This window comes from Tellurirhabdus bombi (assembly GCF_021484805.1).
GTDB lineage: Bacteria > Bacteroidota > Bacteroidia > Cytophagales > Spirosomataceae > Tellurirhabdus > Tellurirhabdus bombi.
Window position 1 is genome coordinate 4,759,212 of record NZ_CP090557.1, and the last position, 26,380, is coordinate 4,785,591.

Consider the following 26,380-nt stretch of genomic DNA (forward strand, 5'->3'; position numbering starts at 1 on the left):
CCACCCCTTCCCTAGTTAGAAGAAAGGAGCCAGAAACTGAGGTTTTTGTTGCAAGTTACGAAAACCCTACGGATGTCCGAAAAACAGATCACCATTCTCATTGCCGATGAGATGCACCCGTCCCTCTTTCCCATGCTTGATGAGGCGAAGATCGGCTACCACTATGCGCCTAACATGACCCGACAGGAGCTTTTAGCGCAAATTCATGCGTTCGACGGATTATTTATTCGCAGTAAAACAAATGTCGATCAGGCAATTCTGGACGCTGCTCCTGCCCTGCAATTTATTGGCCGGGCTGGCGCGGGTCTGGATCTGATTGATCTTGACGCGACCCAGAAGCGGGGTATTCCGGTTTTTCACGCGGGCGAAGGAAATCGCGATGCGGTAGGAGAACACATGGTCGGAATGCTGCTAAACCTGCTGGCTAACATCAGCAAGGCCGACCGTGAAGTTCGTCAGGGCATTTGGCACCGCGAAGAAAACCGGGGTTATGAGCTGGGTAACCTGACCGTCGGCCTGATTGGTTACGGAAACAATGGCCGGGCCACCGCCCGCCGACTAAGTGGTTTTGGCTGCCCGGTGCTTTGCTACGATAAGTACCTGACTCATTACGGTGATGCCTACGCACAGGAAGCCACGTTGGAGCAGATTATGGCGCAGGCTGACGTTTTAAGCCTGCATATTCCGCTTACCAGCGAGACCAAACTGATGATCAATGATTTCTTTGTTGATCGATTTGCGAAGCCGTTCTATCTGGTCAATGTTGCGCGGGGTGAAATTGCCTCTTTGTCTGCCGTTGTTCGCGGACTGCAAAGTGGAAAAATTCGCGGTGCCTGTCTGGATGTTCTGGAAAACGAGAAGCTGTCAAAACTGACTCCAGAGCAACAAACTGCTTTCGATTACCTACGAACCGCCAATAACGTTGTCCTGACTCCGCACATAGCGGGCTGGACGCATGAGAGTTACGTGCGAATTAATGAGGTATTGGTGCGGCAATTATTGGCTATTCTTTCATGAGGTTCCTTATCTTTTTTTTGCTTTTGTCTACCGAGCTAGCGGCCCAATCTCTTTCTGATGTTTTGACGCCTTATTTGCAGGAGCTGCCCACTAAGGTTCAGGTCAACATCGCGGTAGAATCGCTGAAAGGCCGTAATCAGTCGTTTTTTCACCAGGCCGATGAGCGCATTCCGGCGGCCAGTGTCATTAAACTTCCGATTATGGTCGAAGCGATGGAATGGGTTAAAAACGGTCGTCTGGCGCTGGATAGTCTGCACTTATTACTGGAATCGGAAAAAGTAGGTGGGTCCGGAATTTTGCATACCTACCCGCCAAACAGCCGCGTTACTTACCGCGAACTCGTTACCCTGATGATGACGCATAGTGACAACATGGCCACCAATATCCTCATTCGGAAACTCGGCATGGACCAAATCAACCAGCGCATCCGGGCGATGGGTTTGTCGCAAAGCCAGCTAAACCGCGTCATGATTGACACCGCAGCCGTGAAGCGAGGCATCGAGAACTACGTTACTACGCGCGAGATGAACACCATCCTTACGAAGATTTACAAAAAAAAGCTGGTGACGCCCTCGCTTTGTGAGCAAATGATTGACATACTTAAGCAGAACAAAGACACCAAAGCCATTGCTAGCCTATTGCCCGCCACAACGGCTATCGCACACAAAACCGGCACGTTGACTTACGTGCGCGGGGATGTAGGGATCGTCTACGCCCGCAAGCCTTTTGTCTTATCTGTTTTTGTTCGGGGTACTACCACTGAAGAAGCCAACCTGATCATTGGCCGACTGGCTGAAATTTGCTTCAAGCACTTTAATTAAACAAGCTTAACGCCCTTTATTGCCTTAGCGCTACCCTTTGATTGGAGGGTTTTTAAATCCTTACTCTTCTAGCCCGGTATTTTATCCCTGTATAGCTTATGAAAAGTTGTACAGGGATACTTATTTGTGCCCAATTAAAATTTTATTAATTCTATAGTTACCGATACAAAATTTTGATAATTTATTTATTTTTGAATTAACCTATTAGTGAACTTGTAATTAACCAGCTTAACATGTTAACCGTAACGTATAATTCTCTGCGAGCCGACCATGCCTGGTCAATTGCCTCCCAGAACCTACAACGCCGCAATGATTTTCTGTCTGCCGGTATCCGTTTTTTGGAAAAGCACCCGGTTGATCACAAGCTAGCCAGCCGCCTGGTTATTCTGCAATATCATTTACGGTCAACTGTTCGGGATCTGGTGCAGGAAACATCATCCATGAAACCGGCGAAATCGCAGGCGCAGCAGGTGCAACGGCAATGGATGGTGGTGCACCAACTCCATTATCTGTTAAAACAAATCGACGATCAGCTGTTACAGTGTGGTCGCCAAAGCTCGGATTTCCGGCAGTGGCGCGAAAAAAGAATTATGAGTCGCAGAACAACCCCGCTGAAAGCCACCTCGATATATATGAATTAGTTTGTTGGATATAAGTACGACAAAAAGCCGGATTCCCGGCTTTTTGTGTGTTATTTCTGTATGGTAACGGCGTGATTAACGACCGATAAATTGGCTCACCTGCTGGCTTAGCGTTGCATCCGTAGTTGATCCCGAGGCAATCAGCATCCGATACTGGAAAGTAACAGACTTACCCGCTGGCAAAACATAGTTCATGGCTTTGTCTTTGCCCTGGCTCATTACGCTGGGTGCCATAGGATTGGCTGCATACAGTCCATATCCTCTTGAGTGCCAATACGTTGGATAGCCTACGTTTTTGGGATGGTCCATAATAACAACTGAAACCGCTTCGCCATTGATGTTACCCGTCAGGTTCATCCATTTGGCACGCGTTCCCCAGACATTTTCTCCTTCAATGCCTTCGCTGCTTTTGTATAGTCCAGTTACGCCGGTATTATCCATTTTGGTTACCTTGGTAGCTACCCCGCTCGCATCCGTAAAGACCTCAGGCTTATTCGATGGGTGCTCTAGCTGCCGGGCCAGACGTACCGCAATCATGCCTTCCTTGTTGTCTTTAAAGGTCACATCTTTGTCCAATGCTTTCAAGGTTGTTGTGCGATCAATGCTGCGCTCGTTGCCTTGGCCCTGAAAAACAAACGTTGTCGTTTCCTGCAACAACGGTTTTCCGTCTTTATCCAGCCAGTTGGCCGTTACGGTCAGTTCGCCTTTGTCCTTGCCACTCTTCGCTGACTTCACGCCCGTGTGTACAATCGTTCCGAAGGGTCCGGCATGGCCTTTCACTTCGTTGGAGTTGTTCCAGAAATCGTGGCCGTTTACATCCCCATAATTGAACCACATTCCCACGTGGTGCGGATGGTCAACCCGCTCGCCGGGACGCGGGTCCATGGGCCAGCCCCGGGTGATAAAGTTTCCGCCCGCAGTCTGGATGGGATAAAGGACGGGCTTTTTCAGCACATCGGGTCCGGGGTAGATATAAGCGGTAAACGGCTTTCCATCAACGGTTACTTCAACGCGCTTCTGGGCTTCATTATGGGTTACCTGAACAGGCTTTTTCTGAGCCATGGCATACGAAGCAATCAGGCAAAACAAGATAATTTTTTTCATAGACTGGTCTGTTAACAAAAACGCGAATTAAACGAACGAAACCGATTTTAGGCACAAAAGCATTGTGTCAAATCCGTACCATTCGCTTAATCCGCGCTTATTTTTCTAGTTAAACCTTGTATACCTTACCACCGGCTAGTACTTCCTGCTTGGTGTTATCGTACGTAACGCGCTCACCCGTATGCAGGGCCGTGGTGGCCATGATACCAGCCAATGCGTGGTTATAGCCCGCCCGTGCTGGTGCATTCGGCTCTTTGCGGCTCCGAACACAATCCATCCAGTTCCGCATGTGACGCGATGTCATCGGATCGGCACCTGTATTAGCGCCTGTCTCCTGTTTTTCACCGACAACGGCCAGCGTTTGCTCCTGAAGCAGATTAGCAGGCATGTTCATTTCTTTCGCATACCGGGCTGCCAAACCGCCTTCTGGCGTAATTTTGTTGGTATCCAGGTTGATCATTCCCCCGTTCGAGTAGTAATACTCTTTGGTACCACCTGCTTCGTTCGTCATGCGGGAGTGGTACAATACCTGGAAGCCTTTTGATTTATCGTTATCAGGGCCGTAATCAAAAGCCGCCGAAAACGTGTCGGCGTTGGTACGGCCATCTTTCCACATGTAAATCCCTCCGTTAGCAACAACGCTGCGTGGGTGGTCATAACCGCTGAACCAGTGAACGGTATCGATCTGGTGCGACATCCACTGTCCTGGAATACCCGACGAATACGGGTAGAACAAGCGGAATTCTAAGTATTTACGCGGATCCCATTCCACCATTGGGCGGTTCATCAGGTAGCGTTTCCAGTCGGTCTCTTCTTTCTTGATTTCGGAAACCAATTTTGCCCGGCGCCAGCGACCCGGTTGGTTCACGTTCCAGGTCATTTCAACCATGTTGATGTCACCAAATTTTCCTGACCGGATGAATTCGTTAGCGGCCCAGTAGTTGGGTGCGCTGCGGCGCTGCGAACCTACCTGAACGATTTTCTTGCTTTTTTCAACGGCCTTCAATGCTTTACGGGCATCTTCCAGCGACTCAGCAAATGGTTTTTCAACGTATACATCCCGACCTGCTTCAACCGCTTCCGCGCAGTGCAGTGCGTGCTGGAAATCAGCCGTACTGATGATAACCGCATCGACATCTTTGCGGTCGTAGAGTTCTTCGTTGTTGCGACACTTTACAAAATTATCCGTCGCCCAGCCTTTGTCTTTCAGGTATTTTTCAGCCTCTTCGCGGCGGCGGCTCCAGATGTCCGATACAGCCACAAACTCAAAGTTCATTTCTTTAGCATGACCGGCAAAACTAGGAGCCAATGAACTCCGAAAACGGTCCGAGAAGCCTACAACCCCAACTCGAACACGGTCAGCTGATCCGAGAATACGAGCGTAGCTAGAAGCCGAAAAGCTCATACCTAAGCCAGCCAGGGCAGATTTTTTTATAAAGTCTCTGCGATTATCCATATTTTTAGATAAGATTTTAAAGTAGCAATGTAACAAAGTTTATCCCAAAGAAGGACGATAGCAATAGAATTTAAAGAAATATTGTAACAATTTCTACTCATTTGCTGGTGTCCCGGTATGCCCTTACGCAATTCTACTAGAGGGTCTTGATTTTCATATTCCGATAAGAAACGCGATCCCCATGATCCTGTAACAGGAGGTGTCCTTTCGGAGCCTCGCCAAAACGACCGTGGGCGTTGTAGCTCGGCGCCTTGTATTTACTCATAGCCACCAGTTCCCGAAAGGCGTCACTGCCACGCTCGTATTCTACTACTTTCTTCCCGTTTAGCCAATGTTCAACGTGACTTCCTTTCACCACAACGCGGCCCTGGTTCCACTCCCCGATTGGGTTTACAACCTTATTTTTGGCAGTAATCATGTCGTACAAAGAGCCGATTGTCCGGTTGCCATCCCGTCCCATTTTTGCATCCGGGTGTTTTTCATCGTCCAGTACCTGGAATTCCAGGCCAAAGGCAGAACCTTTGGGTTTTGGATTCTCTTCCACCACAAAATATTTGACGCCGCTATTGGCACCCTCCGTTAATTTAAAATCAAACATCAGGTCGAAATTGCTGTATTCGCCATCCGTTACGATGTCGCCGTAGCTTTGTGATTCTGAGCCATCTGATTTAATGATGGTAAGCATCCCATCTTCCACCGTCCAGCCTTTTTCCGGAAACTTATCTTTGTAAGCACCGCGCCAGCCCGTGGTTGTCTTTCCGTCAAAAAGTAATTTCCAGCCTTCCTTTTTTTCTTTGGCTGTCAGCGTATTAGGGGCCTGGGGTTTCTCGGCAGCCACCAAACCAATCAGTAGCAAACCGGATAAAATGAGCGTTTTCATACAGTGTAAAGAACTGAGAGGAGCCAACTTAACGCGCTCTTTCAGTCATTTAGTTAAAGAGGGAATTTTAAGGTTTTCGTGATGTAATCCTTGTTGATCTGGGCGCACTCCAAGGGTGTCTTGTCTGGATCAGGTACACCATCCAGCTCAATAACGCCCCAGCCTTTGAAGTTAATATCCTCCAAAGCCGCAAATACCGCCGGAACGTCCACATTCCCCCGGCCTAGTTCAACAAACTTATACGGACGATTGCCATTTGGAACCGGGCTCATGGTATCTTTCAAGTGCAGGGCGTGCAGCATGTCTTTATACTGTTTCACTGCCTTGGCCGGATCGCCGCCGCCTTGTTTATAGTGCGCAATATCGAGCAGCAATTTTACGTATTTGGGATTCATTTCCTGCACAATAATATCGACCTCTTCGGGTGTTTCGCCCAGTTGGTGCATGTGGTTGTGGTAGGTTGCCTGAACACCCATGTCGGCAGTTTGCTTGCCAATTTCGTTCATGACGGCTGCCAGTCGCTTCAGTTCTTCGGTCGTTGGCTTCCGGTCTTTTGGGCGAACGTTGTTGGTCAGCTGAAGCGATGAACCACCCAGCGCCTTGACAAAACTAGCGTGCGCTACGTGCATATCGATTGTGCTTTGTTCTTTGGCGGGGTCGATTTCCACGTTGCCGCTGGAGAACATAGCCAGCGTCAGGCCGTTGCTTTTCAGCTGCTCCCGAAGCTCGGAAGGCTTTGTCTTATAAGGCGTAAATGTATTGGCCCGTAGCTGAATACCCTTGTAGCCGAGCGACGCCAGGTCTTTAATGGCCTGCTCATCTTTGCCACCCCAGGTTATGGATGAATAACCAATTTTAAGACCTGATTTTTTTACCAGCGATTTAGCCAGTAACTCACCCCCCACGGTTAACGCGAGCGCAGATAAACCTGCTGACTGAAGGAATTGGCGTCTATTTGAAATCTTGATCATCATGAATTGGTCAGTATCGATACGAATTGTCTTACCTGACTAAAGCAAAAAGAGACCATCTATCTACTGATTCACCAATAAATTTAACAGAAACTTAAAAGTATCCAACCGTTACTTAGTGCAAAGTTGAACGTCAATACAACTAGAACAAAGTAACTGACTACTAACTCCTAATAACTTATGTCCCCAATTGGCTTTCTCTGAAAAGAAGTAAGGAACCTGGTTCCATAAGACTTTGGCAAGTTTACTTTTTTCCATTCCGTGCGCAAACAATCAACTTTTACCCTATGGACTCTTTCGTCACCAAGTACGCTCCTCTAATCCAACTTTACGGCAGCCGTGTGTTGCTTGCCATTTTCACCTTAGTCATTGGTTTCTGGCTGATTAACCGACTGAGTACGCTTTTATCAAAAGCCCTCCGCTCCCGGCACGTCGATGAAACCATTATTCCTTTTCTACGCTCGGTTGTTGAGGTAACTCTTAAAGTTGTTTTATTGGTAAGCATTGCGGGCATCTTTGGAGTAGAAACAACTTCTTTCGTAGCTATTCTGGGTACGGCGACGCTGGCCGTTGGTTTAGCCTTACAGGGTAGTTTATCTCATTTTGCCAGCGGCGTTATGGTGTTGATTTTCAAGCCATACCGTGTTGGTGACTTAATCAATGTAGGGGCCTTTACCGGCGAAGTCGAATCCGTGCAGGTGTTTAATACCATCCTGAAAACTTTGGATAATAAGCGCATTATTATTCCAAATGGCTCCATCACTTCGGGACCAATTACCAACATTTCTGGCCAGGGTACCATTCGGGTTGATCTTCAGTTCAACGTGGCTGCTACTGAGAGCATCGATAAGGTGCGGCAGGTGATTCAACAGGTGGCAGACAGCAACCCTAAGGTTTTAAAAGCACCCGCTATCGATATCCTGGTCAATTCTTCACAAATCGGTTACACTACGTATGACATTCGCCCCTGGTGCAAAAGCGAGCATTACTGGGATGTTTATTACTTCATGCAGGAGAACGTAAAACGCGCCTTTGAACAGCATAGCGTTAAAGGGCCTAAGCCGGCTATGGACATTTCGCTTATTGGGCAAACAATTCCAGTATCACCCAATGCACAGCCCGTTCGGATTGTTACGGAAGACAAAGCGAACGCTTAATTAACCCACCTTGTATTTAACAAGAAAGGCTGCCAAGTTTTGGCAGCCTTTTATTTTACAGATAAGTGATACATCAGAACCGCTACTTTTCAATTACCCGTACCTCATTAAAGCACTGATTTATATTCATATAGAAGTAATAACAACCATCGAATCGTAGCGGTCAATGTTCAGCTCCGACAAGCGGGCCAGTGCCGCCAGGAGGACATTGATGCTGCTATTGGGTACAATTCCGCTGATACAGATATCCGCCAGCGCCGGATTCTGGAAGTGGACAGTAAGTCCGTACGTATCCTGAATAAGGGTTGCTATCTCGGAAAGAGAAATCTCCTTGATTACTAATTTTTGGCCAGTTCCGTCAGCTCTTACCTGCGAATCTAACTGCTTGGCCACCAACTTATTTTTCGGGTGCTGGGCCGTATCGGCCTTAACTTCGATTGATTCGCCAGGTTTCATTTCAATGACCTGCGGGCGGTCATTGAGCATGAGCCGAATTTTTCCGGTTGACAGCACGACTTTTGTACCTGCCCGGCGTTGCGATACATTAAACTGAGTTCCTTCAACTTCTACGGTCAGGTTGCTGGTATGCACCCGAAAGCGATTGTTCGATCCGACCCCGCCCCGGTGGGCAACGTCAAAGTAGGCATCCCCTTCCAGCCAAACGGCGCGCGGCATGTCTTCGGCCCAGACGCGGGCATACCGAATCTGACTATTCCCCGTCATCATGATTTCGGAGCCATCCGGTAACTTAACGTTTTTCGATGTGCCGTATGCCGTTCGTATGGTCACCATTGTCTGCGACCACTGGCTCCAGAGCACCCAGCCAATAAAAAAAACGATAGCCACGGCGGCACCCAACCAGCGGAAAAAGTACCAACGCGCAACGATGCTTTGTACTTCGGGCTGCAACGGCTGAACCTCCGGCATCTCCTGAATAGACGACCGGATACGACCCCACAATGACTGCGCTTCATCGCCATCCATAGCCTCTCCAATTGGCTGGGAGGCTTCCAGTACGATTTGTCGAGCCATTTCAACAGTTCTAAACTTGTGGGGATGATTTGCTAACCAACCTTCCCAAAATGACGCGATTTCAGCATCATCCGGATGTTGTACCCACTTTATAAATAAGTCGTCAATGGCCAACTCCTCGGCAGTATAGGCGGAGAAGTATTTCATTTGGTATTATTTGCAGATGATTTTAGATTTTCCAATAAAAGAGCACTTTCGTTATCTTCTACTTACTCAGCTCTTTAAAATCCGGCGGAGATCTAACATAAATAAACTACGATTAGCACTCAACTAGCGATCGTATAAAATACTTAAAAGACTATTTTACAGAACTGTATTTATACTTAATTTACCAATGAGCTAAATTACTTAGCCCAAAGTTAAGCATCAACTAGCCTTCTCGTATATTCTTACAACTAATTAGCCGTTTTTTTGTCTGATTTTCCCGTTTAAAAGCTACAGTATATTTTAAAAAAATTATTTAATCTTAACTCACTTATTAAACGGTCTTATCTTAGTTAACGTGTATTGCTTCATTTAGTGCTCTGTTCACTTTATTTTCTCCTAAAAACACAGTATTAAATTCAATATTTCTCATTTACTCGTTACCAAGTCCCTCGTCGAAAGAATCTTTTGAGCTTATTTACCATCTATCCAAAAATCATTATTCAGAGAAAAGCATCCGATTATATTTGGTGTTACCGAACCTCTCCTATTTGTCACTATGCAACTACTTATTCAGGACCTTTCCAAAACTTATCCTAACGGCGTCAAAGCGCTCGATCATGTTTCTCTTACCATCCCCACGGGCATGTATGGCTTGCTGGGACAGAATGGTGCCGGAAAATCAACGCTTATGCGAACGCTTGCCACCTTGCAGGATGCGGATAGCGGCTCGATTTCATTGGGAAACATAGATGTATTAAATCAAAAAGATGCCGTTCGGCGCATCTTAGGCTATCTACCCCAAGAGTTTGGAGTATATCCCAAGGTGACAGCGGCGGACATGCTCGACCATTTAGCCATTTTGAAAGGCGTTACCAACGGTCGGGAACGGAAAGAATTAGTAGACGCATTACTCCAACGTGTAAACTTATACGAACATCGCAAAAAGGCTGTCAGCAGCTATTCAGGCGGGATGAAACAACGCTTTGGCATTGCCCAAGCTTTAATTGGCTCTCCCCAATTGATCATTGTGGACGAACCAACGGCGGGGCTTGACCCCGGCGAACGCAACCGCTTCTATAACCTCCTGTCCGAGATTGGCGAGAACGTGATTGTTATTCTATCGACCCACATTGTGCAGGATGTGATGGAGCTTTGCAGCAACATGGCCATCATTCACAAAGGCCAGGTTTTATACAGTGGTTCGCCCCAAAATGCGGTATCGCAGCTCCAGGGTAACATCTGGGAGAAATCCATTTCAAAAAATGAACTCGCTGATTATCAGCAGCAATACCGTATTATTTCTAATAAGCTGGTGGCGGGCAAACCCCTTATCCACGTCTATAGCGAATCCATTCCCGGCGAAGGTTTTCAGCCCGCGCAACCAGATTTAGAGGATGTTTTCTTTTCGACCATCGACGGATTTACCACTATCGACAAGTAACCACCATGTTCAGACATATTTTTACGTTCGAAATTCGCTATTGGCTTCGGCAACCGATGGTGTATATTTTCACACTTATTAACGTCCTGATGTTTGCCTGGGCGGCGGCTGATGATAACGTTAGCGTAGGTGGTTCATTTGGCAACATTTACAAAAATGCACCGTTTGTCATTCAAAATCAATTTGTTACCTGGTGCGTTTTTGCCCTCCTGATGACCACAGCTTTTGTGCAGAATGCCGCCATCCGGGATTTTAGCTACAAAACCAACCAGATCATTTTTGCTTCGCCCATCCATAAACTGGCTTACCTGGCCGGGCGCTTTTTTGGGTCGTTTATCGTCGCCCTGATTCCTTTTCTGGGCATTTCCCTGGGCATTATTCTAGGTTCGTTTATCGGAACAACTTTTGACCTAATCGATGCCGACCGCTACGGTTCCATCAACTGGATGGCCCACCTGAATGGTTTTCTGGTCTTTGCCATTCCGAATACCTTTATCACAGGCTCTATCGTTTTTGCGCTGGCTGCTCTTACTCGTTCTACCTTGATCGCATTTGTTGGCGCTATCGGCATATTGGTTGCTTATTTGATTGCCAATAGCTTTCTGAGTGACATTGATAACGAAAAACTGGCTTTTTACGTCGATACATTTGGCGCTCGGCCTTTTTCCCTTATTACAAAATATTGGACAGTCAGCGAGAAAAATACTCTTTCGATTGGCCTTACCCATCCTCAGATGCTCTTGAACCGCCTGATCTGGATGGGTGTAGGCTTTGTGGTTCTTGCCTTTACGTATATTCGGTTCTCTTTTGCAGAACGACAGATCTCCCGCCGCAAATTGCTTCGACTGCGCCAGGATGTAGCCGAAAAAATGATTTTCTCCCCCCTTCAAACTCTGCCTAAAGTCAATCAGTATTTTGGTAGCAGTGCCACCTGGACCCAGCTTTGGCGAATGACTCGCACTGATTTCAAAGGAGTTATCACTGGTACGGCCTTTATCGCCATCCTGGTTCTGGGAGTCTTGAACATGGGCTTTCAATTGCGTTACGCGGGTCGAACCTATGGCCTCAGTGCTTATCCGGTTACTTATAATGTAATTGACCTCATCCGGGGCACTATGTACCTCTTCCTGATTGCCATCATTGTTTTTTATTCGGGAGCGATCATCTGGAAAGAGCGTGAAGCGGATTTTGACCAGATTTATGATTCAATGCCGCACAAAACCTGGACTGTTTTCGTTGGCAAGCTCCTGGCCATGATCGGTGTTATTGCTGTTATTCAACTGCTTTGTATCGGGGCGGGTATTGTTGCACAGGCGGCGCAGGGGTATACCAATTTCGAATTGGGACTGTATTTTACGGAATTTTTCCTGATTGATCTGCTCCGCTTTATCCCCTTAATCGTGCTGTCGATGTTGGTGCATACGCTGGTAAACAATAAGTATCTGGCGTTTTTCATTTACATCGCCCTACTGATTGCCAACACGAACATTTGGGGTCCAATGGATGTAGAAACAAACCTGGTTCAGTTCAACGCCTCGCCCGATTATACGTATTCGGATATGAATGGCTACGGGCCTTTTATTACTTCATACGTCTGGTTCCGGGTCTATTGGCTGCTCTTTACCGCCTTGTTAGGGATGCTTACCATCTTCTTCTGGATGCGTGGAAAAGACAGCGTCTGGAAAGGTCGCCTGCACAATGCCCGGCTTGCTTTTACCGGTCCGCAGCGCTCCTTGACCTTTGGCTTACTGGGCGTTTTTGTGTTTTGTGGCGGTTTTATTTTTTATAATACGCATATCCTCAATACGTATACAACTAGTAAAGTACAGGAGAAGCGGCAAGTTGCCTATGAAAATACGTACAAGAAATACCAGCACCGTCCGCAGCCGCGTATTACCGACGCGAAATATAAGATCGATGTTTTTCCAGAACGCCGGGATTTACAGGTTGAAGGCAATTTAATCCTGGTGAATCGGTCGAGCTATCCCATTGATTCACTACACCTAATCCTGTCCGACCAGCTTGAGTATACTTTAAAAATTGACCGGGCGAAATTGGTTTTGAACGATGAAGATTTACGGTACCAAATCCACCGATTGACGCCTGCTCTGGCCCCCGGCGATTCGATAAAATTTCATTTTTCGGCCAAGCGCGTCAAAAGCGGCTTTGAAAACGAAGTCACTTTTACGAGTCAAATCAACCAAAACGGTTCATTCTTCAATAACCAAGATATTGCTCCCCAGATTGGTTACCAGGAGAATTACGAGTTATCGGATCGAAATACCCGCAAGAAGTACGACCTGAAAGAGAAAGACCGCGCCCCGCGTCTGGCCCGTAACTGCACCGATGCCTGCATGAATAACTACCTGAGCAACAACTCCGACTGGGTGATGGTGGAAACCGTGATTAGCACTTCGGACGATCAGATTGCCGTAGCACCGGGCTCGCTGCTTAAGCAGTGGAGTCGGGATGGACGCACGTATTTCCATTACAAACTCGACCATCCGTCGATGAACTTCTATTCGTTCATTTCGGCCAAATACGAAGTCGCCCGCGAAAAATGGAAGGGCATCGATGTTGAGGTTTACTACGATAAGAAGCATCCGTACAACATCAAAAACATGCAGAATTCAATGAAGAAATCGCTGGCCTACTACACCCAGAATTTCGGACCTTATTACCATAAGCAGGTCAGGATCATTGAGTTTCCACGGTATGCGTCTTTCGCTCAGGCCTTTCCCGGCACCATGCCTTATTCGGAAGGGATTGGTTTTATTTCGAAAATCGATCCGGAAGAAGACATCGACATGGTGTATTACATCGTTGCGCACGAAATGGGCCACCAGTGGTGGGCGCACCAGGTCGTTGGCGCATTCATGCAGGGAGCCACACTGCTTTCGGAAACCCTGGCGCAGTACTCCGCCCTGATGGTGATGGAAAAAGAATATGGCCGCAACCGGATGCAAAAGTTTCTGAAGTACGAGATGGATAATTACCTGTCTTCCCGTGGTGCAGAATCGCTCAAGGAGGTACCGCTCGAAAAAGTGGAGAATCAAGGTTACATTCACTACAGAAAAGGCAGCGTAGTGATGTATTACCTAAAAGAGATGATTGGGGAACAAGTAGTTAACCGGGTATTGCAGGATGTGGTGCAGAATTATGGCTACCGCCGTCCCCCCTATCCAACCTCCTATGCGCTCGTCGACCGGTTTCAGCAGAATACACCGGATTCGCTGCAATACATCATAACCGATCTGTTCAAGGAGATTACTATTTTCAATAACCGGGCCTTAACGGCTACTTCCAAAAAATTGCCCAATGGACAATTTGAAGTCCAGATTGATGTTCAAAGTGAGAAATTTCGGGCCGATTCCCTGGGTGTTGAAACGCCCATTGCCCTCAACGACTGGATTGATGTTGGCGTATACGGCAAGCCTGCCGATGGCAAAAAGCTGGGTAAATTGCTGGCTATCCGCCGGGAACGCATTCGGAATAAGACGGGTAAGTATACATTCTTGGTCAAGGAAGAACCTTACGAAGCCGGAATCGACCCCATCAACTTACTGGTTGACCGTATCCCGGATGACAACCTGAAAAAAGTAACAACCTTGTGATTATAAGCGTGTTTGGGGAATTTACGACTCCCCAAACACTTTTGATTTATTTCTTATTTTCCTCACCCCACTTCTCCAAGTCTTTTTGGGATTCAGTCTTTTTACTGCTCTTGTATTCACCACCTTCTTTTTCGTATTCATGCGTTAACAGTTGCGCTTTTCGGGCGCTCCACTGCCCCGGATCTCCTCCTTTGTCTCCCTCTTTGATCTCCTCTTTCAATTTCTCCCTCAGTTTGGGATCCGTATAATTTCCTTCTGATTTTTTCATGACGTTGATCATTATTTTCTGGTACAACTTTGTGTGCGTGATAATGTTGTCAAAATCACTGCTTATCGATACACCTACGCTGCCAAGACACTGAATCACCCCGCTGCGATTCTTTTATTATTCCCTCTACCTCAGATAATAGCTTTTTTAATGGAAAATATTAAATTTTTCCCAACTTAAATACTATTTTTAATAATCAGACTAGTCTTATAATTAACTCTCTTTCCGGCTATGAACCCTTCATTTGACACGATGGATTCAATACGGGCTGATTTGCAACCGTTGCAGACGCTAACGGATTTTTTCTATTACCGCGAAAAACAACATCCCGATAAGCTTTTTCTTCGCCAGCCCGTGGGCGATCGCTATATTGACTTTACCTGGGGTGAAGTGGGACGGCAAGCGCGCATTGTCGCGAACTATCTGAATTCAATTGGACTGCCTCCTAAAAGTAATATTGGTATTTTATCGAAAAACTGCGCTCATTGGATCATTGCCGACATCGCTATTCTGCTGAGTGGACACGTTTCAGTTCCTTTTTACCCTACTTTGACCCGCAACCAATTAGGTCATGTGCTTCATCACAGCGGTTGCGCGGTTTTGTTTGCGGGAAAGCTGGATAACTGGCAAAATCAGAAGCCTGCTGTTCCGGCTGATACACAATGCGTTGCTTTTCCAGATTATTGTGCCTTAGCGGATTTATCGTTGATTCAATGGGATGATATTCTGGCCCAGTATGAACCCATGACGGACAACCCACGTCCGTGGCCGGAAGATTTGTTTACCATTATTTATACATCGGGAACTACCGGCAACCCCAAAGGCGTGATGATGAACTACCGGGCTATGGCCAGCGCCATCGAAAACACAAAGCCCATGATGCGGCACGATGTTCAGAACGCCCGTTTTTTCTCGTATTTACCCCTTTGCCACGTTGCCGAACGAAATTTCGTTGAAGCAACCAGCATCATTACAGGTGGCACCATCTACTTTACGGAATCACTCGAAACGTTTACAAAAAACCTGACCGCCGCCCGTCCAACGCATTTTCTGGCTGTACCGCGTATCTGGCATAAATTCCAGCAGGCTATTCTGGCTAAAATTTCGCAGAAAACCATCGATCGTTTGCTCCGGCTTCCCATTTTGTCACAAATTCTGAAAACGCAAATTCGACAAAGGCTGGGATTGAGCGAAGCAAAACTAATTCTAACCGGAGCAGCCCCCATGCCTGTTTCGCTCATCCAATGGTTTCGCCGTTTGGGCATAGCTATTCAGGAAGCTTATGGAATGACCGAAAACCTGGGTGTTGTTTCGATGATGCCCAGCGATAAAATCAAGGACGGAACTGTTGGGAAAGCCTACCCGGGAATGGACATCAAGATTGACGCCGCGACGAGCGAAATTCTAACCCGCGCCGAATGGCTCATGAGCGGCTATTACCACGACCCCGCCATGACAAACGAGGTTCTCCACGATGGCTGGCTGCACACAGGCGACGTTGGACACCTTGACCAGGAAGGCTATCTACAGGTCAGGGGACGGCTTCGGGATTTATACAAAACGTCTAAGGGTGAATACGTTATCCCTACGCAGATCGAAGCTGGTTTTGCCGACAACCACCTGATCGAACAAGTTTGTGTTATGGGACAGACGTTGCCACAGCCAATTGCCTTAGTTGTGTTGTCTGATCTAGGTCGCCAGAATGACCGTCGATTGGTCAAGCAATTTCTGGAGGAAACTGTTGAGCGACTTAATGGTAACCTGCAAAGGCACGAGCAAGTAAAAAAAGTGGTGATCGTTAAAGACCCTTGGACAGTGGATAATAACCTAGTTACGCCTACCCTCAAAATCAAACGAAACGTTGTTGAAGACCGCTACGAAGCAAAAATCGCTGGCTGGTATGAAGAGACTGAAAAGGTGATCTGGGAGGCCTAAAAAAATAGCCTGCAAGTGATCACTTGCAGGCTTTGACAAAGGTCAACGCTTCTAGAAGCGCACGTTATTATTAGTTACTTGCCAATACCACACGACTAACTTGTGTTTTCAGCTCGAATGATTGCGTAAACTTCTGGTCACCAACTACGACCTCGAAAACGTATTTACCATCGGCCAATTGCGACAGGTCGAAGATACGGCTGTTATCATCTTTCGCTGTAAATGTCCCTTTGTACAGAGACCCGCCCACCGTTGCATCCACGATAGAAACAAACACGCGGGAAGAAGTTGGCTGCGTTAGGGCCACACGGAATTTCATGTCTTTCAGCTGCTGAATCGAAACGTTCAGTTTTGATTCAACATTTACTGGTTCTTCCCCTTTTGCGAAGGCAGAAACAGGTGATACAGACACTAAACCTACTACGGCTAGCATAGCTAAGCCTAGTTTCACATTTTTATAAAAATTACGAGTTGTATTCATGACTTTTTCAGATTGTATTCAGACTTGATATAGTTCAATTAAAGGCATTATCTCTCTTCCGAAAGCGTTGTTTAATCCCTTAGTCAATACAAAGGTAAACAAGGCTGATTTAAAGTCAATTACCTATCAAGCCCTTCAGTGAAAGTTGTTTATTTCACAACCCTTCATCTTTAAAAAGTACAATGATTCTCGCTACATTACCGCAAATACTTTAAATAGTGAAATATCCAAAAAACACCATTTTCTAGTCGCTTGCCGGCATTATTATACTAAACCTAGAAAAAGCAAAAATCCCGGTTTTGGCCGGGATTGGGTGTTAATATTTAGGTAATATTGGCTTTTTACCAAAGTTTCTCTGGATAGCTGTTGTTTTCGTGCAGACGCTTCAGCGAAGCCTGCACCAGGGGTTTGTCTTCTGGATAGGTAACACCGAACCACTCCGAGCGGCTCCGAAATACCTTACAAGCCCCCTGGTTGTTCTGAATTAAATGCATCACAATGGTTGGAATATAGAACTCAGCCTTGGGCGAATCGATGTTAGCACGGGCATATTCTTCGAACAACTCCTGAATAATGGGGAATACCGATGGCTTAAAGCCCCAAAAATTCATGGAAACGGGAGTTTCTGGCGACAAGGGTGTTGTGGTGTCGGCCTCTTCATAAACGATGGTCCCATCTTCCTGACGGTATATTTTTGTCCGCTCAATTACCGATGTTAGGTTTCCTTCTTCGTCTACTTCACAAACACCCCGCGATACAGATCCAAATTCGGACAGGGTATTCTGCACTTCGTAGCCTACCATCGCGTGTAGCGTATCATTCGTATCATTAGTCAGGAAGTCGGCCATGATTTTAAAAGCTTCGTAGCCATAAAAATCATCGGCATTGATTACGGCAAAGGGCGTCTGGGTCTGCTCCTGGGCGCACAAAGTAGCATGGCCGGTTCCCCAGGGTTTTGTTCGGCTCACCGTTCCCAGATCTTCGGGAACATACGAGTCCAAGCTTTGGATAGCGTAGTCGAACTCGACTTTGCCTTCCAGCTTGGGCCGGAATATTTCTTCAAAATCTTCGCGCAGTTCTTCGCGAATGATAAAAACAATTTTGCCGAATCCCGCCCGGATGGCGTCGTACAGCGAATAGTCGATAATTGTTTCTCCGTTTGGCCCGAATTGATCGAGTTGTTTGATTCCGCCGTAGCGGCTACCCATTCCAGCAGCTAAGATAAGGAGCGTCGGTTGCATTCGTCTTTGGTTTAATCAATTAGCTGTGCGACAAAGCCCATGTCTGGCTTTTAACACGCGCCAAAGTTACTGAAAGGTTTCACTTGCGGAATACCCTTTTAGTCGAGTTACGGCTTTATTAAAAGATTTATGTTCGATCTCTTTCTATCTCCGAACCACTTAATCATGTTTTCGGAAAATTTTTTCTATAAAATGTTATAAATATATAATTTGTTTTTATAATTGTAATCAAAGCAATAATTGTCAAAGCAACTATGCCTTTTTACCATACACTCGGACAGATTCCTCCTAAACGGCATACACAGTTTGAGAAACCAACTGGTACAGGCTTGTACTATGAGCAATTATTTGGCACTATCGGTTTTGACGGCATGTCTTCCCTGCTTTACCATACGCATCGGCCTACCATGGTGAAAGAGGTACTGGAGAGCGTGGACATGACGCCTAAATTGGCCGTTGAGAAGAATCTGTTATCCCGCAAATTGCTTGGCTTTCAAATCGATTCCAAGGATGATTTTCTGGAAAGCCGGGTTCCGTTGCTGGTCAATAAAGACCTTGTTATGGGTTTGGCGGCTCCCCGCCAGTCGATGACGGATTACTTCTATAAAAATGCCGATGCCGACGAGTTGCTTTTTATCCATCGGGGCTCCGGTCGTTTGCGAACACTCGTGGGTACTATTCCTTTTGAGTACGGGGATTACCTGATCATTCCACGAGGTATGATTTACCAGATTGAATTTGATCAACCTACCGGGAGAGAAGCGGACAATCGGTTACTTTATCTGGAATCGCACTCCCCTATTTATACGCCCAAGCGCTACCGAAATCACTTTGGCCAGCTTTTGGAGCACGCACCTTTCTGCGAACGCGATATCAAACGACCGCAGGATTTGGAAACGCACGATGAAAAAGGCGATTTTCTACTGAAGATTAAAAAGCAGGGGGCTTTACATTCGCTGGTGTACGCCTCGCACCCGTTTGATGTCGTAGGCTGGGATGGCTACAATTACCCGTACGGTTTTTCCATTTTCAACTTCGAGCCTATTACCGGACGTATTCACCAGCCACCGCCCGTTCACCAGACTTTTCAGACCGATTCGTTTGTGGTTTGTTCGTTTTGCCCGCGCCTCTACGACTACCATCCGAAAGCCATTCCGGCTCCTTACAATCATTCAAACATTGATTCGGACGAAGTTATCTATTATGTCGATGGCGATTTTATGAGTCGGAACGACATTGCGCCGGGCCACATTACGCTACACCCAGGAGGCATCCCGCACGGACCACATCCCGGTGCGATGGAACGGAGCATTGGCAAGAAAGAAACCGCTGAATACGCCGTCATGGTCGATACGTTCCGGCCGTTTATGCTGACTGAGCAGGCCATGCAACTCGATGATGGCAAATACTATAAATCTTGGTTAGAATAACGAAATCAACAAGCTATGGAAACTTTAGAAATTCTAAAAACAGAAAATACTTCACCCGAAACAGCGGATTTTCTCCCGCTCAACGGCACCGATTACATTGAACTATACGTCAGTAACGCCCGGCAATCTGCGCACTATTTTCAGAGCGCGTTTGGCTTTCAGCCGCTGGCCCACGCGGGCCTGGAAACGGGCTTGCGGGATCGCGAATCGTATGTACTGGTACAAGATAAAATCCGCTTGGTGTTAACGTCTCCGCTCCACGGCGGCACCGAGATCGGGCAGCATATCGACAAACACGGCGACGGCGTTCGCGTGGTGGCTCTGTGGGTAGACGATGCCACCAAAGCCTTTGAAGAAACCACCCGCCGGGGCGCTATGGCGTACTTAAAGCCAACGCGCGAGGAAGATGATCACGGTTATGTGGTTCGCTCAGGCATACGAACCTACGGCGATACGGTCCATATTTTTGTTGAACGAAAGGCATATAAAGGCATTTTCTTACCTGGTTACGCCGCCTGGAATCCGCATTATTGCCCAGCACCGGCGGGCCTGAAATACGTCGATCACATGGTTGGAAACGTGGGCTGGAATGAAATGAACAGTTGGGTGGATTTCTACGCCAATGTCATGGGTTTCAAGCAGCTTGTTTCCTTTGATGACAACGATATTTCCACCGACTACACGGCGCTGATGAGCAAGGTAATGAGCAACGGCAATGGACGGATCAAATTCCCCATTAATGAACCCGCCGACGGCAAGAAAAAATCGCAGGTGGAAGAATACCTGGACTTCTACGGCGGCGCGGGCATTCAGCACATCGCCGTCGCAACCGATGATATTGTGGAGACGGTAACGGCCCTGCGCAACCGGGGCGTTGAGTTTTTGCAAGTACCCGACGTATATTATTCCGATTTACAAGAGCGAGTGGGAAAAATTGACGAGGAAATGGCAGCGCTACAAGCACTGGGCATTCTGGTCGACCGTGACGACGAGGGGTATTTGCTGCAAATTTTCACCAAGCCCGTTTGCCCGCGTCCTACCCTTTTCTTCGAGATCATTCAACGCAAAGGCGCTAAATCATTCGGTAAGGGTAATTTCAAAGCCTTGTTTGAAGCCATTGAACGAGAACAGGAACTACGCGGAACGCTCTAAGGCCATGCACCAGCACTATTCTAAATATACGTCTGAAGACCAGGAAGTTTGGCAGCTGCTGTTTGCCCGACAGCTGGCTCAACTGCCGGATAAAGCCAGCCAGGATTATCTGGCCGGCATCGATAAAGTTGGTTTTGTTGCCGATCATATCCCAGATTTTGAGCGGGAATTAAACCCACGTTTGGAGAAACTAACGGGCTGGCGCGTCTCGGCGGTTCCGGGCCTGATTGACAACCGTACTTTTTTTGAATTGATGGCTAACCGCAATTTTCCGGCGACTACCTGGCTTCGTCGGCGCGAACAGCTCGACTATTTGCAGGAGCCCGATATGTTCCACGACACGTTCGGCCACGTTCCAATGCTGTCCAACCAGGCGTTCTGCGATTTTCTGGCTGCGCTGAGCCGCATCGCGCTGGATCATGTGGAAAACGAAGAAGCCATCAACATGATTTCGCGGCTTTACTGGTATACCGTCGAGTTTGGCTTGATTCAGGAACCCACGGGGCAGCAGGGCAACCAGCTTCGCATCTACGGCGGCGGCATTCTTTCATCGTTGGGCGAAACAACCTACAGCTTGTACAGCGCCGAGCCGCAGCGGCTTCCTTATCAGGTCGAGACTCTGCTGAAGACGCCGTATATCATTGACCGCTATCAGGATCGGTATTTTGTCATTGATTCGTACGAGCAGCTCTATCATTCGATTCCCGAAATTGAAGCGACACTGGAAGAGTTGCTCGTCGGTGGTTAATTTTATGTCGTTTGCTTCATTATGAAGATTAATTTTGCAGCTTGCACTCTTAATTTCATTGGTAGATGACCCACCCGTCCGATCAGCGCGCGTATTTTTTCAAGATTGATACAACCATTAAAAAGATTCGGAACGCCCTCCAAAAGCGTTTCAATGAGGCAGGTTTTGATCTGACGGTTGATCAGTGGGTTTTAATGGATCATGTTGCGCGTAATCCCGGGATTAGTCAGAATACATTGTCCGAGCTTACCACCAAGGATGCCCCAACGGTAACGCGGATCATTGATTTGTTGACTAAAAAGAAACTCGTCGAGCGGCGCATGGCAGAAGACGACCGGCGGAAATTCCTGATTCATCTGACGGATATCGGCGACCAGAAATACAATGAAATCCTACCGCTTGTGATTGAAATCCGGCGGCGTGGCTGGGGTGATTTAAGCGAAGAAGATTACCAGCATTTTGTCCGGATTATGGATTCAATCTACCGTAATTTTAACGAGTAGTCAGGAGTCAGTGTAGCTTTTGTTTTAACCTATGAGTCTTCCCTACGGCATTTTCAGTTACAACAACGCACCTCCACGAATGGGCGTTTTGGTCGGAGATTCCGTTCTCGATCTTAAGGTGGCGGCTTCGCAAGGTTTTTTTGAAGGCATTATGCTGGATACGGTCGTTTTTGAACAGCCTTTTCTCAATGATTTTATGGCGTTGGGAAAGGATACTCATCAGGCTGTTCAGCAGCGTTTGCAGTCTATGCTTTCGTCTGGCAGCTTTGAAGTAAGCGACGAAACCATTTTTATACCCTATCCGCAGGTGACGATGCACTTGCCTATTCGGATTGGCGATTACACTGATTTTTACGCAGGGATAGAACACGCCCGCCACGTTGGCCAAATGTTCCGGCCTGACAGTGACCCGCTGCTCCCCAACTATCGGCACATGCCCATTGCCTATCATGGTCGGGCATCGTCCATTGTTGTTTCCGGTACGCCCATCAAACGCCCTCACGGCCAGTATTTAAACACTGACCAACAGCCGGTTTTCGGGCCGACAAAGGCGCTTGATTTTGAGTTGGAACTGGGCATCGTCATTGGCAAAGCCTCCGAACTGAGTCAGCCCGTTTCAGTGGATCAGGCTGACGACTATGTTTTTGGCTTTGTGTTGTTTAACGACTGGTCAGCGCGCGACGTTCAACGCTGGGAGTACCAGCCTTTGGGTCCTTTTTTGGGGAAAAATTTTGCCTCTTCCATCTCGCCTTGGGTAGTACCCCTGGAAGCGCTGGTCCCTCACCAGATCGAAGGCCCTATTCAATCCCCGACGCCACTGCCTTATTTACAAGCTCCTGAACAGAAGCACTTTGCCATTGATTTTGAAGTAAGCCTTAAAACGGCGGAGGGTATCGAAACAGTTATTAGTCGCACCAGTAGCCGCCATTTGTACTGGTCAATTGCCCAGATGATTGCTCATCATACCAGCAACGGCTGTAACCTTAATGTTGGTGATTTGCTAGCTACGGGAACAATATCCGGGACAGAGGCAAACACGTATGGCTCCCTGCTTGAATTGAGCTGGAACGGAACTCAACCACTCCAGTTATCTGATAACACGAGCCGCACCTTTCTGGAAGACGGCGACACGCTGACAATACGTGGCTGGGCGGGTAAAAGTGAGCAAAGAGTAGATTTTGGGGAAGTAAGCGGAACGGTTGTTCCTTAACCTTTATGCCAACTTTTTAATTTCCTTTTGCGAAATTATTGCCTTTTTCTTTGGCTAAAGTTATATTTCCCAAAAACTAAACCTTTACACGATGAGCACCGTTGAATCTTTCTTGGACGATTTTAAACCAGAAGTACGAGAAACTGCATTGAAAGTGCGGACCTTGGTACGAAGTGTCTTTCCTGAAGCCAGCGAAGAATTGCGCCCAACCTACCGAACGATTGCCTACGGCAGCTCTTCTAAAATGGCCGATGAAGTATGTTACATTGCCCCCCTTTCATCGTCCGTCAATCTTGGGTTTCATTTTGGCACCCAACTCCCCGACCCGAACGGACTTCTGCGCGGTACGGGCAAACTCATGCGACACCTGAAACTGGAGTCACCGGAAGAAGTAAATAATCCGGCGGTTAAAGTTTTGCTGGAAGCGGCCAAGACGCACGCCAGCTTCTAATAAGTGGGGTACGCGGTATTCCCGAAGCTTCAAGAATACCGCGTACCTGTCAACTTCTTAAGGCTTTGCGCCTACACCCATGCGCCGCAGGAAGTTTTCCAGCGGTTCAAGGTCCATTTCTTTCCGGCGTTGGTTGATATTGGCTAAATCCTCAACTGGATACAAATCTTTTTCGCCTTTGTTGTTGATGTGAATTTGCGTCCCGTAAACCTGCTTCTCTTTTTTCTGCACTTTCACCAAATCAGTCAATACCGCCGCACTGGCTTTATCGATATTCCCTTTTTGAGCTGCTTCGGTGATGATGGGCAGGTATTTTTCGTGAACCGCCCGATCAGTGCTGTGCTGAATGATCAGAAAAGCTACCTGGTCCAACGGTTGCCCAACCACATCTTTTCCGGGGTATTTCCCTACTTTCTGGATGATATCCTCCACCTCTTTCAGGTGTTGCTGATCCATTTCTTTTATTTTCTGACGTGCATCCTGCGATTCTTTGGCACCCCAGCCATACTGGCGCTCCAACTCATCGTATTTTGCCCGTTCCTTCTGATCTATATCGTAAATTTTGGAAAGTTTATTCCTTATCTCCGTGTTATTGGATGCTTGCTGCGCCTGTAAACTGCCCGTCAACAGACTAAAAAAAGCCAACAGTGAAAGAATCTTTTTCATGGGTTAATTTTTATGAATTCGGTGTGTTGCTTTAACAGGCTTATAATGAGATTGTTTAAAAATTCTACGCCTAATAGCCTACCGACGTATTGTCAGCGCGCGGGTCGGAAGCCCCTTCCAGAGTGCCATCAGGACGAACCATAATGCAGTCCATACGACCCAGCGAATTGGTCAAACGTTCAAGGATATAACCGCGATTTTGCAGCTTTTGAGTTGTTTCGTCCGAAAAGGCCCCGGTTTCAAAAGTTGTTTTGTCGGGCAGCCACTGGTGGTGAAACTTCAGAGCATTCACCGACTCCTGCATGGTCATGCCATGCTCCAGAACGTTCAGAATGGTTTGGTATACCGAAGTGATAATAGTCGATCCGCCTGGTGTACCCACCACGAAGAAAAGCTTACCGTCCTTTTCAACAATGGTCGGTGTCATCGACGAAAGCATGCGTTTGCCGGGGGCAATGGCGTTGGCCTGGTTTCCTATCAAGCCAAACATGTTTGGCACTCCCGGCTTAATGCTGAAATCGTCCATTTCATTGTTCATGAAAAAGCCAGCTCCGCCGACAACGACTCTGCTGCCGTAGCCTCCGTTCAGCGTTGTCGTAATTGAAACTGCGTTGCCTTCTTTATCAACGACCGAAAAGTGCGTTGTTTCCAGACTTTCGTAACCGGGTAACATTCCCCCTTTTATGGCCTGGCTATCGGTTGCTTTAGCCCAGTTAAAATCCTTCCAGCGTTCGTTCAGGTATTGGCGGTCAGTAAGTTGTGCAACCGGCACTTTCACAAAATCCGGATCGCCCAGAAACTTTGCCCGGTCGGCATAAACCCGCCGTTCGGCTTCGATCATGACCTGCACGGTCGAGTCTGAGTTCCAGCCCCAGCGCTTTAACGGATATGGCTCTACCAGACGTAACAATTGCAGCAAAGCCACGCCGCCACTGGATGTGGGCGGCATGGTGATAATGCGGTAGTTTTTATAATCGCCAATCAACGGCTCCCGCCACGAGGAATGGTAATTCTTTAAGTCATTTTCGGTGATGATACCCCCCCCCTTCTGCATCTCCGTCACCAGCAAACGGGCTGTCTCGCCTTCGTAAAAACCAGCCCGCCCCAACGTTTGTATCCGCCGCAAAGTGGCCGCCAGATCGGGCTGAACCAACAATTCGCCGGTTTTCCAGCTCGCCGTATCTGGCTTCATAAAATACGATTTGCCCGGGTTTACATCCTGGAGTGCCTTTCGCACCCGGTTGAGTCCTAGCGCCTCGCGTTCTGTCAGCACCACACCTTTTTCGGCCAGCGTAACGGCTGGTTGAATAACCTGCGCCCAAGGCAGCCGTCCGAAGCGTTTGTGTGCTTCCACCATGCCGTCTACCGACCCTGGCACGCCCGAAGCCAGATGCCCTGTTGTACTCAGGCTTGGAATCGGATTAGCCAAACTGTCCAGATACATGTCCTTATGGGCCTTCTCCGGCGCTTTTTCGCGGTAATCCAGCGTATATACGGCACTGCTTTTATCCCGATACACCATAAAACCACCACCGCCAATATTACCGGCAGCCGGATAAACAACGGCCAGCGCAAACTGTACGGCCACTGCCGCATCTACAGCATTTCCGCCCGCTTTCAAAATTTCCAGCCCTACCCGTGAGGCTTCCGGATGAGCCGAAGCCACCATGCCGTTTCGCCCGATAACGCCTTTGCGATCCGAGAAAAATTTACTTCCCCGCCGACCGGTTAGCTTTTCATTATCGTACTGATAGAAGCCGGCAGTTTCCCGAACTGTTTGGGAAGGTTGCTGCCCACTACGGCAGGAAAGCAAAAAGCTAAAACCAAAAAGCAGTGAAGAGCTGGCTAAGCGTAGGGTTTGTTTCATGGGATGAAGATTCTTAAACCACTAATCTACAAAAAAGGGCCAAACATCCGCAGAAAGCCTACTTCCATCCAGTTCGTTTAGGCATTAAACGCAATATTTTCTATTTTTAGAAATAAATAGGCTTAGTTCGTTCACCTGCTTAATCTA

Annotated in this window: 23 protein-coding genes; 13 read left to right on the forward strand and 10 right to left on the reverse strand. The window is 47.5% G+C overall.

The features are described 5' to 3' along the window. The first annotated feature begins 72 nt into the window (after window positions 1–72). The 3 genes from L0Y31_RS20230 to L0Y31_RS20240 all read left to right on the forward strand — a co-directional run bounded on the left by L0Y31_RS20230 (window position 73) and on the right by L0Y31_RS20240 (window position 2,479). Window positions 73–1,017, forward strand: a complete 945-nt coding sequence (locus L0Y31_RS20230) for an NAD(P)-dependent oxidoreductase (RefSeq protein WP_234734900.1) — start codon at window positions 73–75, stop codon at window positions 1,015–1,017. Then, window positions 1,014–1,838 (forward strand): serine hydrolase, encoded by an 825-nt coding sequence (locus tag L0Y31_RS20235; protein WP_234734901.1) that lies wholly within the window; start codon window positions 1,014–1,016, stop codon window positions 1,836–1,838. The genes L0Y31_RS20230 and L0Y31_RS20235 overlap by 4 nt, the downstream gene beginning before the upstream one ends. 233 nt (window positions 1,839–2,071) lie before the next feature. Next, a complete protein-coding gene (locus L0Y31_RS20240; RefSeq protein ID WP_234734902.1) occupies window positions 2,072–2,479 on the forward strand; it encodes a hypothetical protein in 408 nt (135 codons plus the stop codon). 75 nt (window positions 2,480–2,554) lie between these two features. On the opposite strand, the gene L0Y31_RS20245 is transcribed toward L0Y31_RS20240, so the two are convergent. From L0Y31_RS20245 to L0Y31_RS20260, 4 genes are all read right to left on the reverse strand, one after another. Continuing rightward, window positions 2,555–3,583 carry a DUF6807 domain-containing protein gene (locus L0Y31_RS20245; protein ID WP_234734903.1) on the reverse strand — a complete coding sequence of 343 codons (1,029 nt, stop codon included), beginning with the start codon at window positions 3,581–3,583 and terminating at the stop codon, window positions 2,555–2,557. A 109-nt stretch (window positions 3,584–3,692) separates the two neighbouring features. Next, on the reverse strand, window positions 3,693–5,039 hold the full coding sequence (locus L0Y31_RS20250) for a Gfo/Idh/MocA family protein (protein WP_234734904.1): 1,347 nt from the start codon (window positions 5,037–5,039) through the stop codon (window positions 3,693–3,695). 136 nt (window positions 5,040–5,175) lie between these two features. Then, window positions 5,176–5,919 (reverse strand): 3-keto-disaccharide hydrolase, encoded by a 744-nt coding sequence (locus tag L0Y31_RS20255; RefSeq protein ID WP_234734905.1) that lies wholly within the window; start codon window positions 5,917–5,919, stop codon window positions 5,176–5,178. 53 nt (window positions 5,920–5,972) lie between these two features. Then, window positions 5,973–6,890 (reverse strand): sugar phosphate isomerase/epimerase family protein, encoded by a 918-nt coding sequence (locus L0Y31_RS20260; protein ID WP_234737213.1) that lies wholly within the window; start codon window positions 6,888–6,890, stop codon window positions 5,973–5,975. A 287-nt stretch (window positions 6,891–7,177) separates the two neighbouring features. On the opposite strand from L0Y31_RS20260, the gene L0Y31_RS20265 reads away from it, so the two are divergent. Further along, window positions 7,178–8,047, forward strand: a complete 870-nt coding sequence (locus tag L0Y31_RS20265; RefSeq protein WP_234734906.1) for a mechanosensitive ion channel family protein — start codon at window positions 7,178–7,180, stop codon at window positions 8,045–8,047. Window positions 8,048–8,173: 126 nt separating this feature from the next. Here the strand turns inward: L0Y31_RS20265 and L0Y31_RS20270 are convergent, their stop codons facing one another. Further along, window positions 8,174–9,226, reverse strand: coding sequence for a FecR family protein (locus L0Y31_RS20270; protein WP_234734907.1), 1,053 nt, complete (start codon window positions 9,224–9,226; stop codon window positions 8,174–8,176). 556 nt (window positions 9,227–9,782) lie between these two features. Here L0Y31_RS20270 and L0Y31_RS20275 point away from each other — a divergent pair. Continuing rightward, a complete protein-coding gene (locus L0Y31_RS20275) occupies window positions 9,783–10,667 on the forward strand; it encodes an ABC transporter ATP-binding protein (protein ID WP_234734908.1) in 885 nt (294 codons plus the stop codon). A 5-nt stretch (window positions 10,668–10,672) separates the two neighbouring features. After that, on the forward strand, window positions 10,673–14,281 hold the full coding sequence (locus tag L0Y31_RS20280) for an ABC transporter permease/M1 family aminopeptidase (protein WP_234734909.1): 3,609 nt from the start codon (window positions 10,673–10,675) through the stop codon (window positions 14,279–14,281). A 46-nt stretch (window positions 14,282–14,327) separates the two neighbouring features. Here the strand turns inward: L0Y31_RS20280 and L0Y31_RS20285 are convergent, their stop codons facing one another. Next, window positions 14,328–14,549, reverse strand: coding sequence for a hypothetical protein (locus L0Y31_RS20285; RefSeq protein WP_234734910.1), 222 nt, complete (start codon window positions 14,547–14,549; stop codon window positions 14,328–14,330). A 231-nt stretch (window positions 14,550–14,780) separates the two neighbouring features. On the opposite strand from L0Y31_RS20285, the gene L0Y31_RS20290 reads away from it, so the two are divergent. Continuing rightward, window positions 14,781–16,484 carry an AMP-binding protein gene (locus tag L0Y31_RS20290; RefSeq protein WP_234734911.1) on the forward strand — a complete coding sequence of 568 codons (1,704 nt, stop codon included), beginning with the start codon at window positions 14,781–14,783 and terminating at the stop codon, window positions 16,482–16,484. A 70-nt stretch (window positions 16,485–16,554) separates the two neighbouring features. Here L0Y31_RS20290 and L0Y31_RS20295 read toward each other — a convergent pair whose 3' ends face one another. Continuing rightward, a complete protein-coding gene (locus tag L0Y31_RS20295) occupies window positions 16,555–16,917 on the reverse strand; it encodes a hypothetical protein (protein WP_234734912.1) in 363 nt (120 codons plus the stop codon). Between the two features lie 389 nt (window positions 16,918–17,306). Then, on the reverse strand, window positions 17,307–18,206 hold the full coding sequence (locus L0Y31_RS20300; RefSeq protein ID WP_234734913.1) for a nucleotidyltransferase family protein: 900 nt from the start codon (window positions 18,204–18,206) through the stop codon (window positions 17,307–17,309). A gap of 254 nt (window positions 18,207–18,460) precedes the next feature. Between L0Y31_RS20300 and L0Y31_RS20305 the strand changes: the two genes are divergently transcribed. From L0Y31_RS20305 to L0Y31_RS20330, 6 genes are all read left to right on the forward strand, one after another. Beyond that, window positions 18,461–19,636 carry a homogentisate 1,2-dioxygenase gene (locus tag L0Y31_RS20305; RefSeq protein WP_234734914.1) on the forward strand — a complete coding sequence of 392 codons (1,176 nt, stop codon included), beginning with the start codon at window positions 18,461–18,463 and terminating at the stop codon, window positions 19,634–19,636. A gap of 15 nt (window positions 19,637–19,651) precedes the next feature. Then, the gene (gene hppD / locus L0Y31_RS20310; protein ID WP_234734915.1) at window positions 19,652–20,788 is read left to right on the forward strand and encodes a 4-hydroxyphenylpyruvate dioxygenase; all 1,137 of its coding nucleotides are present in this window, start codon (window positions 19,652–19,654) and stop codon (window positions 20,786–20,788) included. Window positions 20,789–20,792: 4 nt separating this feature from the next. Then, window positions 20,793–21,536: a phenylalanine 4-monooxygenase gene (gene phhA / locus L0Y31_RS20315; protein ID WP_234734916.1), complete on the forward strand. Its 744-nt coding sequence runs from the start codon at window positions 20,793–20,795 to the stop codon at window positions 21,534–21,536. Between the two features lie 65 nt (window positions 21,537–21,601). Then, window positions 21,602–22,039, forward strand: coding sequence for a MarR family winged helix-turn-helix transcriptional regulator (locus tag L0Y31_RS20320; protein ID WP_234734917.1), 438 nt, complete (start codon window positions 21,602–21,604; stop codon window positions 22,037–22,039). A 31-nt stretch (window positions 22,040–22,070) separates the two neighbouring features. Then, a complete protein-coding gene (gene fahA, locus L0Y31_RS20325; RefSeq protein WP_234734918.1) occupies window positions 22,071–23,249 on the forward strand; it encodes a fumarylacetoacetase in 1,179 nt (392 codons plus the stop codon). Between the two features lie 91 nt (window positions 23,250–23,340). After that, a complete protein-coding gene (locus L0Y31_RS20330; protein ID WP_234734919.1) occupies window positions 23,341–23,700 on the forward strand; it encodes a DUF1801 domain-containing protein in 360 nt (119 codons plus the stop codon). 57 nt (window positions 23,701–23,757) lie between these two features. Here the strand turns inward: L0Y31_RS20330 and L0Y31_RS20335 are convergent, their stop codons facing one another. Further along, window positions 23,758–24,366, reverse strand: coding sequence for a DUF6624 domain-containing protein (locus L0Y31_RS20335; protein ID WP_234734920.1), 609 nt, complete (start codon window positions 24,364–24,366; stop codon window positions 23,758–23,760). Between the two features lie 70 nt (window positions 24,367–24,436). Continuing rightward, window positions 24,437–26,233 carry a gamma-glutamyltransferase gene (gene ggt, locus L0Y31_RS20340; RefSeq protein ID WP_234734921.1) on the reverse strand — a complete coding sequence of 599 codons (1,797 nt, stop codon included), beginning with the start codon at window positions 26,231–26,233 and terminating at the stop codon, window positions 24,437–24,439. Window positions 26,234–26,380: the final 147 nt, after the last annotated feature.